Here is a 13,036-nt window from a genome sequence, read left to right on the forward strand (position 1 = left end):
ATAACACCTTAATCGGCTATGTTGTGGATTTGTGTGTGAATGGGAGCATCAATTTGACGCCTGTGACCAGCGGAAATCAGATTTTGGGGCATGCGGAATAAGCCCTTTTGCCTTGAAAGCGCTAGGGTTGTGTGTATGCGACTTGCCACTCTTACCTCCGGCGGCGACTGCCCAGGGCTGAACGCCGTCATTCGCGGAATCGTCCGAACTGCCAGCGCGGAATATGGCTCGACAGTTGTCGGGTACCTCGATGGCTGGGTCGGGCTGATGGAAGACCGCAGGATTGACCTGTACGACGATGCGTTTATCGATTCGATTTTGCTGCGCGGCGGCACCATCCTGGGGACCGGCCGTTTGCACCCCGACAAGTTCAAGGCCGGTATCGACACTATTAAGGCGAATATGGAAGACGCCGGTATCGACGCCCTGATCGCCATTGGCGGCGAAGGTACCCTCAAAGGTGCCAAGTGGTTGTCCGATAATGGCATTCCGGTTGTCGGCGTTCCAAAGACCATTGACAACGACGTTGCCGCAACTGACTACACGTTCGGCTTTGACACCGCAGTATCGGTTGCCACCGACGCGATCGACCGCCTGCATACGACTGCAGAATCACACAACCGCATCCTGATCGTCGAAGTGATGGGCCGCCACGTCGGCTGGATTGCACTCCATGCCGGTATGGCAGGTGGTGCACACTACACGGTCATCCCTGAGGACCCATTCGACATTGCAGATATTTGCAAGGCAATGGAGCGCCGCTTCCAGATGGGAGAGAAGTACGGCATCATCGTTGTCGCCGAAGGTGCTATCCCGAAAGAGGGCACGATGGATGCAGGCCTCGGTGAGGAAGACGAGTTCGGCCACAAGACCTTCAACGGGATGGGGCAGATCATCGCTGACGAGATTAAGCGCCGCCTTGGTTACGATGTCCGAACTACGGTGCTGGGGCACATCCAGCGCGGTGGTACGCCAACGGCGTATGACCGAGTGCTTGCCACCCGTTACGGCGTGCACGCAGCCCGTGCCGCACACGAGGGCAACTTTGATACCTGTGTAGCCCTGCACGGTGAGGATATCGATCTCGTGCCGCTCGAGTCCGCAGTGGCACACCTGAAGACGGTTCCGGAACACCGGTACAAGACTGCACGAAGCATGTTTGGATAAGAAATTTTTGGGTGGAGCGCCCGCGCCAGTGCAAAAGATTTTTGCGGAAACTGGCGCGGGCGCTCCTTTTGTGTGTCTATAGTGTGACCTATGACTGTTTCGGTAGATGAGAAAAGAGAACCATCTAGCGGGACTGCCCAGGACCGCGCTGCATACCTCGCAACGCTGGGCTTCCCAGTGCTAGTACTGATTGGCTTCGCGCTTGGTGCAGCAGCACCTGGCGCGGTCGCCCCAATTTCTGGTTGGACTACGTGGCTCCTGGGCATTGTGATGTTCGGCATGGGGCTTACCTTGCGCCCAGTTGATTTTCGTCTCGTTTTTTCGCGTCCGCTCCCGGTACTCATCGGTGTGGTTGCGCAGTTCGTCATCATGCCTGCAATTGCGGTAGCTATCACTGTGGTGCTCGGTCTGCCGTCTGAAATCGCGGCAGGTGTGATCTTGGTTGGGTGTGCGCCAGGTGGTACGTCATCCAACGTCGTTAGCTACCTTTCCCGTGGTGACGTAGCTTTGTCGGTCACTATGACGTCGATATCGACGCTGCTTGCACCAGTCATGACGCCGCTGTTGACTCTGTGGCTGGCAGGCCAGCACATGCCAGTGAGTGCAGCAGCAATGGCGCTGTCGATCGTCAAGATGGTCATCGTTCCAATCGTGCTCGGTCTCGTCGTGCGCCTCGTGCTGCCTCAGCTTGTTGACGCCATCTTGCCTGCGCTGCCGTGGGTCTCTGTGATTGCGATCTCGATGATCGTGGCGATTGTCGTGCAGGGCTCCCGTGAGAAACTTGCAGAGGCTGGTCTCTTGGTGCTGCTGTGTGTAGCAATCCACAACATCCTGGGGTACCTGCTGGGCTACCTGACTGGAAAGGTCACGCGTCAGCCGGAAACCGCTTCTCGAACAATGGCTGTCGAGGTTGGGATGCAGAACTCCGGCCTAGCCGCCACGCTTGCCGCACAGTACATGAACCCAGTCGCGGCGCTTCCAGCGGCAGTGTTTTCTGTATGGCACAACCTCTCCGGTGCGGTATTTGCGTTCATCTGTCGCTCCGTAGACCAGCGGAAACGTGCTATGGGCGCGCCAAGCGACACGGAAAACTAAGAGAGCACTACACTAGAGCACTATGACTGCGTACGACCTGATGGATTACGACGAAGTACTGGAAAAATTCGACCCCGTGATGGGGTTGGAGGTGCACGTCGAGTTAGCGACTGAGACCAAGATGTTCTCGACATCTTCAGCCCACTTCGGTGCGGCGCCCAACACCAACGTCGACCCAGTGTCGCTCGGGTTGCCTGGCGCGTTGCCCGTCGTGAATGCCAAGGGTGTTGAGTGGGCCATCAAGATTGGCCTTGCGCTGAACTGCAAGATTGCGGAAAGCTCCCGATTTGCTCGTAAGAACTACTTCTACCCGGATCAGCCGAAGAACTACCAGATCTCGCAGTACGACGAGCCGATTGCATACGACGGGTACCTTGATGTCCTGCTCGACGACGGCACTGAGTACCGTGTCGAAATCGAGCGCGCGCACATGGAAGAGGACACCGGCAAGCTGACGCACTTGGGGTCTGCTTCCGGTCGAATTACTGGCGCGACGGCCTCGTTGGTGGATTGCAACCGCGCTGGCGTCCCGCTCATCGAGATCGTGACGAAGCCGATTATCGGTGCGGGGGAGCGCGCTCCTGAGGTTGCTCGTGCATATGTTGGGGCGCTTCGTGAGCTTGTGAAGGCATTGGGGGTTTCTGATGCGCGTATGGACCAGGGCTCCATGCGTTGTGACGCCAACGTCTCACTCCGCCCGATCGGACAAGAGAAGTTCGGCACCCGCACGGAGACGAAGAATATTAACTCGCTGAAGTCTGTAGAGCAGGCTGTGCGCTTCGAGATGATGCGCCAAGCACAAGCTCTTGTGAATGGCGAAGAAATCGTGCAGGAGACTCGCCACTACCAGGAGAAGGACGGTTCGACTTCGAAGGGGCGTCCAAAAGAAGAAGCATCCGAGTACCGCTACTTCAACGATCCTGACCTGCCTCCGGTGATTGCGAAGCCCGAGTGGGTCGAAGAGATCCGTAAGACCCTCCCGGAGCTCCCGTGGGTGCGCCGAGCTCGTATCCAGGACGAGTGGCAGCTGCCTGAAAAGGAGTTCCGCGACCTGGTGAACGCTGGCGCGTTGGATCTGGTTGTGGATACGGTCGAGGAAGGCACCACTCCTGACGAGGCACGTGCGTGGTGGGTGTCGTACATCCAGAGCAAGGCGAACGAGCTCGGCAAGGATCTCGACGCGGTTGGTGTTACTCCGAAGGATGTTGCCCGCGTGGTTGCGCTGGTGAAGGAAGGCAAGCTGACCACCAAGCTGGGCCGCCAGGCCATCGACGGTGTGATCGCTGGTGAAGGCCATGTCGACGAAGTCGTCGCGGCACGCGGTCTCGAGGTTGTTCGTGATGACGGGGCCATCGAGAAGGCCGTCGATGACGCGTTGGCTGCGAACCCGGACATCGTCGAGAAGTACCGTGCCGGCAACAAGAAGGTCACCGGCGCGATCGTTGGGGCGGTCATGAAGGCGACCCAAGGCAAGGCTGACCCGGGGCAGGTGAACCAGCTGATCGCGAAGAAGTTGTCGTAAGCTTCAGCGCACGAAGCAGCCCCCGCACCGTGAATGAATCGGTGCGGGGGCTGCTTTATGTGTTGGAACGAGCCGCGGTTACTTGTCCTTCGATGCCTCTTCGCCATCCTTGTCGGTGACGGCGGGGAAGGTACCAGTCTCGTACATCTCTGAGTAGGCTTCCCAGTCGATTGGGTCGTCGTGGGAGTCGGCGTCGCCTGGTGCGCCTTCGTATTCTTCAGACTCTGGGTCGAGGGCTGGCGCGTCGTCGAGTGAAAATTCGTTTTCGGGGTCCGCATGCAGGTCGGCAGCGACCTCTTCCTGGACGGACTGCCACAGGTGAGTGTCGCCGACGTGGGATTCGGTGACCAGGTCTTCGACCTCCTCGCGCTCCTTGGCGGTCAGTTCGCTCTCAGCAGGGTCAAGGGCGGTTTCTGCGAGCTCGGCAAGGCGTTCGCGACGCTTCGTCTCGGCCGCGATGCGCCCGCGGTCTTTGAACCACGAGATAATCATCACCGCGGAGAGCACCAGCCCAAGGTAACCGACAACAGGGTAGACCCAGCCGACGAGGGCGGAGAAACCGATGAACGACAGCGCGAAGCCGATTCCGACCACAACGAAGTAAATGAGGCGGAACTTTTCCTGGCGACCGTGGGCCAAGCGCCGCGCCATGGCGTAGAACATGCCCACCGCGGTGTTATAGATCATCAGGTAGATCAACAGCGAAACCACGAAGCCGACCGCGGGGTGCATGTTGTCGAACACCATCAGCAGCGGGAAGTCAGCGCCGAACACGCCTTCCATATTCATGAAGATGATGAAGTTGAGGATGACAAGCAGCGCAGCGAAGATGAATCCGCCCAGCAGACCGCCGATGCCTGCCTCGCGTGGGTTCAACTGCGAACCGGCAATGACGAGGATCATCGACACAGCCATGATGATGCAGAGTGTCGCATAGTTGACCGCGGAGAGGAACCAGTTGTTGCCAACGCCCGTCGCTGGAGCGTTTTGCATGGACAGTTCGTTGATCTGGCTGATGTTATCCGGCATGTTGACCAGTGTGATCATCAGTGCAGCAATCACCGCAACGATCAGAAACGGTGTGATAATCGAGATAACGTTGGTGAGCTTGTCGACGTCGAGGAACCCCGACAGGATCAGCAGCACGGTCATAATAGCCGCACCTACCCAGGTTGGAAGTCCGAACTGTTGGTCGAGGTTCGATCCGGCGCCAGCGACCATCACGAAACCGATTGCAAAGAGGGTGAACATCGTGGCGATGTCCATAAACTTTGAGACAATCGGTTTCGATACGTTGTTAAACACAGCGCTGTGATCATCTGCGAGGTAGAAAGAACCGAGCTGGAACAGCGTCGATCCGACGATCACGATGATGATACCTGCCAGGATCGAGCCGACCAGGCCCCAATACCCGTAGGCGAGGAAGTACTGAATCACTTCTTGGCCGGAGGCGAAGCCGGCTCCGACGAGCAGCCCCACGAACGCGAGCGCCACCCGGATAGATTTACGCATAAAAATATGTCCCTAGTAAAAATGTAGAAGTCAATAAAAACTTGCGGTGGTTTCTTGTCGACCGCCACTGAACGGGGGTTGATGGTATCAAAGGCATTTGTGCAGCGCACACCGTAAAAGGGGCAGAGGGGTAGCGTTAATGCAGCTGGATGCGAAGTTTATCGACGTCCAGCCTTGGCAGGCGGGGAGGAGTGTCCTCAGGTAAACCGCCAGGTAATGCGGTGGATGCTGGTGGATGGTCGGGCGACGGTGGCTGTGGAATGCGGGGAGGGGGGATTGGATACCGATGAGCGTAAGGTGTGCTTAAAAGCGTTATAAAACTGTTACCTTTTTGGGGTCCGGACTTAATGGTCTGGGCCAGCTTTTGCCACGATTTTCTTCATGATGTGGTTGAGCTGGTCCGCTTCGTCGGGCGTGATGGAGTCAAATACGAGCTCGCGGAGCTTCTGGAGGTAACCAGGCGTGGACCGCACGATGAACTCAACCCCGTCCTTGGTCAGCGTCGCGATGTTGGTTCGACGGTCTGCAGAGTCCTGACTGCGTGCCACGAGGCCACGAGTTTCAAGACGTGCGACGATGTGTGAGAGGCGAGAAGCTGACATCTGCGTCGCTTTCGCAAGTTGGCTCATTGTGATCCTCTGGTCATCGGCTTGTGCGATCTCTACCAGGGCGAGGTAATCAGAAAGATTCATGCTTTCATTGGCTTTCAGTGCCTCGTCGAGGCGGGCGGGGATCCACGAGATCATCGCCCACATGGTGAGCCAAATTTCAGTGTCGTGTTCATCAAGCCAGCTGAATCGATGCATGTGATGAGATGTTAGTGAATACAACAGTTTTCAACCTAATTTGCTGTGACTCATTCGCTTGCGGGGGTGTGTAGAGGGGGAGCTGCGTCTTTTCGCTCAAGAAGTTTGATGGCGCGCCGGTTCACAGCCTCGGAATTGGGCAGAATTGTTCTAGATTGCTAGGCATGACTGAGAAAAACTTGCGAGATGCTACGCCCGAGGATTTTGGTGGTCTCGATGGCGTTCCCGACTTTCAGGGATCGGCTGGAGATGACTCGACGAAAGGAATCTACTCGATGACGGGGAAGGCCGCCCCGACCGAGGTGTTTCCGAACGCTGACGCTCCAGGCAGCTTCGGCGCTGCTCCCGTGACTGAAACGGTCATCACGAGCAACGTGGTTGACCCAGCGCCCACTACCTACGCGGGCGCGGATCTGGTAGCTGATTCCGCTCAAGAGGAGGAGGCTAAGGTCGTACAGGCAAAGCGTGGCACGCTTGACTTTGGTCTGCTGCTCGTACGCTTGACGGTTGGGCTAATTCTCGTTCTGCAGTCGATCGCAGTGTTCTTCCGTCTCGGTAACTCTGCTGGAATCGGCGGCTTGGAATCGGAGTTTGCTGCGCAGGGCTACGCGTTTACTGACGGCCTGGCAATTGTGCTGCCAACGCTCCAGCTTGCAGCAGGTGTGTTCCTGCTGTTGGGGCTGTTGGCGCCGGCGGCGGCAATGGTGGGGATTGCCGTTACTGGCTTTGCGGTCATCCACAGCATCGTCGTGAGCGGTGTGGGTGTGAACGTGTTTGAGTGGGAGCCCGTAACTGTCTTGGCGGCGGTACTGTTCGGAGTAGTGCTCGCGCTGCAGTTCACTGGCCCTGGCTTGTACGGCGTCGACGCAACCCGTTCGTGGGCACGCCGACCACTGGCAAGTTCCTGGGTCTTCGCGATCCTCGGATTGGCAGCGGCGGGCGCCTTGTGGTGGTTCGGCACCGGGGTGAACCCACTGGCCTAACCACCACTACTCGTTAATCGAGTTGGCGAACGGCGCCTTTATCTGCGGATGTCGCCATCTTGGCGTACACCTTGAGAGCCTTCGACACTTCGCGGACACGATTCGGTGTCCACGGGTGTTCGGAGGCTTCCATTGCTTCACGGCGCTTTTCCAGAACAGCTTCGTCAACATCGAGAGTGAGCTCGCGCCGCGAGACCGAAATCGAGATGGTGTCACCGTTTTCGATCAGTCCGATGAGCCCACCGTGGGCAGCCTCAGGCGAAATATGCCCGATAGACAGGCCTGACGTGCCGCCGGAGAAGCGGCCGTCGGTGATCAGCGCACACTTGGTGCCTAGGCCAGCGCCCTTCAGGAATGACGTTGGGTGGAGCATTTCCTGCATGCCAGGACCGCCCGCAGGGCCTTCGTAACGAATGACGACGACTTCACCCTCGAGCACTTCGTGGGCGAGAATCATCGAAACTGCCTGTTCCTGCGAATCCACGACTCGCGCTGGCCCCGAGAACTCCCAGAGGCCCTCTTCGACGCCCGCGGTCTTGAGGATTGCGCCGTCCGGGGCAAGGTTGCCACGCAGGACGACCAATCCGCCATCGGAAGTAAACGGGTGATCGACATCGTGGATCACACCGCGAACGGCATCGGTATCCAGGCTCGGCCAGCGCGCGGATTGCGAGCACGCCTGCGTGGTTCGTGTACCGCCAGGTGCGGCGTGGAACAGTTCGATAGCTTCGTCGCACGCTCCGGTGCCGCGGATGTCCCATTCGTTGAGCCACTCGTCGAGGGAGGCGTAGACGATTGAGTGGACGTCTTCGTGCAACAGGCCACCGCGGTGGAGTTCGCCCAGGATAGCGGGGATACCCCCGGCGCGGTGCACGTCTTCAACGTGAGCAGTGCCGTTGGGTGCGACTTTAGAGAGGCATGGGATGCGGTGGGAGAGGTCGTCGATATCTGTGAGTGAGAAGTCGACTTCACCTTCCTGCGCGGCGGCCAGGATGTGCAGGATCGTGTTGGTCGACCCGCCCATGGCCATGTCGAGGGACATCGCGTTGCGGAAAGCGTGCACGGTTGCGATCTCACGCGGGAGTACAGAGGTGTCGCCCTTGCCGTAGTAGCGGTTGCACAGGTCAACGATGGTAGTGCCGGCTTTCTCGAAGAGTTCACGCCGTGCGGTGTGCGTCGCCAGGGTGGTGCCGTTGCCAGGCAGCGAAAGCCCGAGGGCTTCGGTGAGGCAGTTCATGGAGTTTGCGGTGAACATGCCCGAGCATGATCCGCAGGTGGGGCAAGCGCCTTCGACGATGGCGTCGAGTTCGCTGTCGGAGACGGCCTCGTTCGCGGAGAGCGCGATGGCGTCAACAAGGTCGGAGGCTGGCTTTTCGACGCCACCAACGTTGATCGGCTTACCGGACTCCATTGGGCCGCCGGAGACAAAGACCGTCGGGATGTTCAGGCGCAGGGATGCGTTGAGCATGCCCGGTGTGATTTTATCGCAGTTGGAAATGCACACCATGGCGTCGACGGTGTGGGCGTTGACCATGTACTCCACTGAATCCGCGATGATTTCACGACTGGGCAGGGAGTAGAGCATGCCGGAATGCCCCATGGCGATGCCGTCGTCGACGGCGATGGTGTTGAATTCCTTTGGCACACCCCCGGCGGCACGTACGGCTTCCGCCACGATTTCTCCGACCTCTTTGAGGTGCACGTGGCCCGGCACGAACTGTGTATACGAGTTGACAATGGCCACGATCGGCTTGCCGAACTCATTTTCTTCCGTACCGGTTGCTCGCCATAGCGCGCGGGCACCTGCAGCTTGCCGGCCAATGGTGGTGACTCGTGAGCGAAGAGGGATCACGGCTTACTCCTTTGTTCGTGGCGCGGGCTCGGGCCGTGGCCCGGGCAGATCGGGGTGTGCCTTGACATATTCGTCGTAGGCTTCTCGCGACATTAGTACTTTATTGCCGTCTTTGTTGATGATTTCGTATTTTCCGTCGGCGGCTTCTTGTGCTTGTGTAATCACGTCCGTGATACGGCCGCGGGATGCCTCGGCGAGTTCCGGCAGCATATTAAAGGTCACACCAGGCATTGTGTAAGATTTTCCGTCCTGGGTTGTGGCCTTCGCCCGAGCCCCCTGAAATGCAATCCCCGACAAATCTGACCACGCGATGGTGACGTTCGGTTTCACTACGTACCGCAGTGCGATGCCCTGTTCGCTGATTGTGGTTGAGGCAGTGAAAATCCAGAGCAGCCACGCGAGCGGAATGAGCAGCAGCCAACCCAGAATGAGCGGGGCCCAGGAAATACCGATCAGTGCGATGCCTGTCATGAGGACAAGCGCGATGACGTGTTGTTTGCTGGGGCGAAAAGTGGTGGACGAGTCAGTCATGCACGTTATGCTAGCCAATCCTCTTACTGCTGCGGGAGTTGCTCCTTATCGACGTCCGCTTCGCCCGTAACCGTTTCCTCCGTTACCGTTGGCGTCGCCGTTGGTGTGGCGCGCTCGTGCGTGGTGGTTTCCGACGTCCATTCAGATGATTCGCTTGTAGTGGTTGTGGTTGTAGGCGTAACCGATTCGGTGGTCTCGGTGAACGTCGGTTCGGCGGTGCTGGTGTCGAGTACGGGACTTTCCTCATGAGGCGCCGGGGTAGGTGTGCTCGAGGTTATCGTCGGCCGGGCAGGCGGTGCCCAGACACCGGAGTTTGCGTTACTTTCCTCCGCTGGCTGCAGCATGAGACCACGAACAATGAGCAAGACGGCGAACCCTGCAAGGAGAAAAGCCGTGGAGAGCCGCATGATGCCACGGAATACGCGTGTTGGCTCCGGCGTATCTTCATCAGCGTCGTTTGAATCGTCGATGGCGGCCGGATCCGGGATCGGAGTGGCTGCGGGCAGTGCTTGCGGCTGTGTGGAAGCGGCGGGTATCCGCTCGGTGGTCGGTTGAGCGTTGAAGTGCTTTGTCGGCTGCTCCAGACTTTGCACGAGCGCGCCCTCGAATGTGGTCGCAGCGCCGTACTCGTTCCAGAATTCGTCGAGGATTGCCATGCGAATCGCGCGCTCGACCATCCACTGCATGAGTGGTTGGGTCCGAACCATCACGCGCATATCAATGGTCCATGAGCTTCCGACTGTGGCCGGGGCATTGACTGCTATTGCAGGTTGTACTACGACGTCGTCGATGGTGGCGTCGGCAATGTCGGGTTGGGCAAGCGCCCGCTGCGCCGCGGTTTGAGTTCTTTGCAGTGCGTCTTCCGCAGACGTTGACCCCAGGAGGGGAACTGGAATGACGACGACCGCGCTTGACCAGTAGTTGGATTGGTTGATGCAGATTCTTGCTGTCGAATTCGGGATAGAGATAGTCGATTGCTCAATCGTGCGGATCTGGGTAGCACGCATCGTGATCTGGATGACATCGCCGGAAACATCGATGCCGTTGCCCTGGAACGCGACATAGTCGCCGACGCCGAACTGCTTTTCAGTGAGGATGAAAAACCCTGCAAGGAAATCCGCGATGATGTTCTGCGCACCAAAACCGATTGCTGCTGAAACGACCGTTGCAGGGATTGCGGCACCCGCGAGCGAGAATCCGAGTTGTTGGAGCGCGAAGACGAAAATCAAGAAGTAGGCAATCATCTGGGCGATGTAGACGCCTACGCCCACGATGGCTAAGCGACTTTTCGCCTCATCGGTTTCGCCGGACTCCTTGACTTGCCGCTCAGCGTGACGGTTCAAGAAACGGCCAGCTCGCGGTACTAAAAATGCGATTGTGAGCAGGAGCGCGAGATTGATTCCTGTCTCAGCGAACCAGCGCCAAATCTGTTCGGCAATGTATGACAACGGCATAATTTTTGAATAATAATCCGAATCCCTCACATTTCGCTGTGGAATGTGTATGATTCAACTCATGATCATTTCGCGCGTACTAGTCATTCTTATTCCGCCCGGCGCTTGCCGTAGCGGACTGCTTGCCTAGACAGTCGCGAACTCAAGCGCCCTCGACAGCCACACGGCTTGGTCGGGGGCTTTTGTTTTAGATCTGATTCGATGGTTGTTGTTAAAGAAACACTAAGGAGCTCGACATCGTGGTTGCTTCACACAAGCCCCCGACGAATGCATCGACGCAGCCTGGTGATGAGCGCACCGTGCCGCTCATCACCGGAGCCGACGCTGTCGTTCGCAGTCTTGAGGAGCTAGGTACCGAGATTGTCTTTGGCCTCCCCGGTGGCGCGGTTCTTCCTCTCTACGACGCACTCTTCGCAGCTGAGAAGCTGCGACACGTGCTGGTTCGCCATGAGCAAGGTGCAGGCCACGCCGCAGAAGGGTACGCGGTTGCTTCCGGAAAGGTAGGCGTGTGCATCGCCACTTCCGGGCCGGGGGCCACAAACCTTGTCACGCCGATCGGTGACGCATACCTGGACTCAGTTCCGATTGTCGCCATCACAGGGCAGGTAGGTTCGTCGATGATTGGAACGGATGCGTTCCAGGAGGCGGATATTCGTGGGATCACCATGCCTATTACGAAACACAACATCATGGTCACGGACGTCAATGAGATTCCGAGCGTGCTTGCAACTGCGTTCCACATCGCGTCCAGTGGCCGCCCGGGGCCGGTGCTCGTGGACATCCCGAAGGATATCCAGGCGCAGCTCATGGAGTTCTCGTGGTCGCCGAAACTGTTGGAAACCGGATACGTTCCGGCCAATGAGCCTCTCAACGAGCAGGTGGTGACGGCTGCGGAGAGGATCTCGCAAGCGAAACGACCGGTGCTGTATATCGGTGGTGGCGTCGTTAAGTCAGCGGCGAATAAGGAACTGCTTGAGCTTGTGGAAGCGACGGGTATTCCGGTGGTGACCACATTGATGGCGCTGGGTGCCTTCCCGCAGGACCATCCGTGCTACATGGGTATGCCGGGTATGCACGGCACCGTGCCAGCTGTGGGTGCGTTGCAAGAAGCCGACCTCTTGATTGCGATCGGTACACGCTTCGACGATCGCGTAACCGGCGATGTTGATACCTTCGCACCACATGCGGACACGATCCATGCGGATATCGATCCTGCTGAGATCGGGAAGATCCGTCCGGTTGATGTGCCAATCGTTGGTGATGCGAAGAAGGTGCTTGCCCAGCTGACGGCGGCGTTTACTGGCTCGCCGAATGTTCCGGCTCCAAAAATGGATGCCTGGTTGGAACGGCTCCAGGATCTCCAGGAGCGGTTCCCGCGTGGCTACGATAAGCAGGAAGACGGGAAGCTTTCCCCGCAGTTCGTGATTGAGACGTTGTCGAAGACCGTCGGTAAGGACGCCATCTACGTGTCAGGCGTTGGTCAGCATCAGATGTGGTCCGCACAGTTCCTGGACTTCGATAAGCCTCGTCATTGGCTGAGCTCTGGTGGCGCGGGAACCATGGGCTACGCGGTGCCTGCAGCAGTGGGCGCGAAGGCCGCGATGCCGGACAAGGAAGTCTGGGCTGTTGATGGCGATGGCTGTTTCCAGATGACGAATCAGGAAATTACCACCGCAGCGATGGAAGGGCTGCCGATCAAGGTTTGCCTGATTAACAACGGCAACCTTGGGATGGTCCGTCAGTGGCAAACGCTGTTTTATGAAGGTAACTACTCGCACACCAAGCTCGGTGGGGAAGAGACCTACGTCCCTGACTTCGTGAGGCTTTCTGAGGCGCTCGGAGCAGAAGCGATTCGCGTTACGAAGGAAGAGGACGTCGTCCCCGCGATTGAGTGGGCGCGTGGCATCAACGATCGGCCTGTTGTTGTCGAGTTCATCGTCGGTGAGGACGCGCAGGTGTGGCCGATGGTCGCCGCGGGTGCATCGAACTCGGACATGCAGTACGCACTCGGGATGCGGCCATTCTTCGACATGGAGGAATCGGCGGCCGAGACCCCAGAGGCAATTCATGAAGTGTTGACGACACTCGAAGATAAGACAGAGGGAGCGAACTAA

The 13,036-nt window shown here is 58.2% G+C and carries 10 protein-coding genes; 5 read left to right on the forward strand and 5 right to left on the reverse strand.

Annotated elements, in window-relative coordinates; all coding sequences use genetic code 11:
- Window positions 1-135: 135 nt before the first annotated feature.
- From BJP06_RS04495 to gatB, 3 genes are all read left to right on the forward strand, one after another.
- Complete coding sequence (locus tag BJP06_RS04495) at window positions 136-1,167, forward strand: 6-phosphofructokinase (protein ID WP_071572957.1); 1,032 nt, start codon at window positions 136-138, stop codon at window positions 1,165-1,167.
- A 90-nt stretch (window positions 1,168-1,257) separates the two neighbouring features.
- Window positions 1,258-2,262 carry a bile acid:sodium symporter family protein gene (locus tag BJP06_RS04500; RefSeq protein ID WP_071572958.1) on the forward strand — a complete coding sequence of 335 codons (1,005 nt, stop codon included), beginning with the start codon at window positions 1,258-1,260 and terminating at the stop codon, window positions 2,260-2,262.
- Window positions 2,263-2,284: 22 nt separating this feature from the next.
- Window positions 2,285-3,784, forward strand: a complete 1,500-nt coding sequence (gatB, locus tag BJP06_RS04505; RefSeq protein WP_071572959.1) for an Asp-tRNA(Asn)/Glu-tRNA(Gln) amidotransferase subunit GatB — start codon at window positions 2,285-2,287, stop codon at window positions 3,782-3,784.
- Window positions 3,785-3,862: 78 nt separating this feature from the next.
- On the opposite strand, the gene BJP06_RS04510 is transcribed toward gatB, so the two are convergent.
- Window positions 3,863-5,296: a hypothetical protein gene (locus tag BJP06_RS04510; protein WP_071572960.1), complete on the reverse strand. Its 1,434-nt coding sequence runs from the start codon at window positions 5,294-5,296 to the stop codon at window positions 3,863-3,865.
- A 344-nt stretch (window positions 5,297-5,640) separates the two neighbouring features.
- The gene (locus BJP06_RS04515; RefSeq protein ID WP_071572961.1) at window positions 5,641-6,102 is read right to left on the reverse strand and encodes a MarR family winged helix-turn-helix transcriptional regulator; all 462 of its coding nucleotides are present in this window, start codon (window positions 6,100-6,102) and stop codon (window positions 5,641-5,643) included.
- A 164-nt stretch (window positions 6,103-6,266) separates the two neighbouring features.
- On the opposite strand from BJP06_RS04515, the gene BJP06_RS04520 reads away from it, so the two are divergent.
- The gene (locus tag BJP06_RS04520) at window positions 6,267-7,085 is read left to right on the forward strand and encodes a DoxX family membrane protein (RefSeq protein ID WP_071572962.1); all 819 of its coding nucleotides are present in this window, start codon (window positions 6,267-6,269) and stop codon (window positions 7,083-7,085) included.
- Window positions 7,086-7,098: 13 nt separating this feature from the next.
- On the opposite strand, the gene ilvD is transcribed toward BJP06_RS04520, so the two are convergent.
- Genes ilvD through BJP06_RS04535 form a run of 3 tightly spaced genes read right to left on the reverse strand, consistent with a single transcriptional unit; the run spans window position 7,099 to window position 10,922 of the window.
- The gene (gene ilvD, locus BJP06_RS04525; RefSeq protein ID WP_071572963.1) at window positions 7,099-8,937 is read right to left on the reverse strand and encodes a dihydroxy-acid dehydratase; all 1,839 of its coding nucleotides are present in this window, start codon (window positions 8,935-8,937) and stop codon (window positions 7,099-7,101) included.
- 3 nt (window positions 8,938-8,940) lie between these two features.
- Window positions 8,941-9,468: a PH domain-containing protein gene (locus tag BJP06_RS04530; RefSeq protein ID WP_071572964.1), complete on the reverse strand. Its 528-nt coding sequence runs from the start codon at window positions 9,466-9,468 to the stop codon at window positions 8,941-8,943.
- A 23-nt stretch (window positions 9,469-9,491) separates the two neighbouring features.
- Complete coding sequence (locus tag BJP06_RS04535; RefSeq protein ID WP_071572965.1) at window positions 9,492-10,922, reverse strand: mechanosensitive ion channel family protein; 1,431 nt, start codon at window positions 10,920-10,922, stop codon at window positions 9,492-9,494.
- Window positions 10,923-11,161: 239 nt separating this feature from the next.
- Between BJP06_RS04535 and BJP06_RS04540 the strand changes: the two genes are divergently transcribed.
- Window positions 11,162-13,036, forward strand: coding sequence for an acetolactate synthase large subunit (locus tag BJP06_RS04540; RefSeq protein WP_071572966.1), 1,875 nt, complete (start codon window positions 11,162-11,164; stop codon window positions 13,034-13,036).

This window comes from Corynebacterium sp. NML120713, from assembly GCF_001875735.1.
Lineage (GTDB): Bacteria > Actinomycetota > Actinomycetes > Mycobacteriales > Mycobacteriaceae > Corynebacterium > Corynebacterium pseudogenitalium.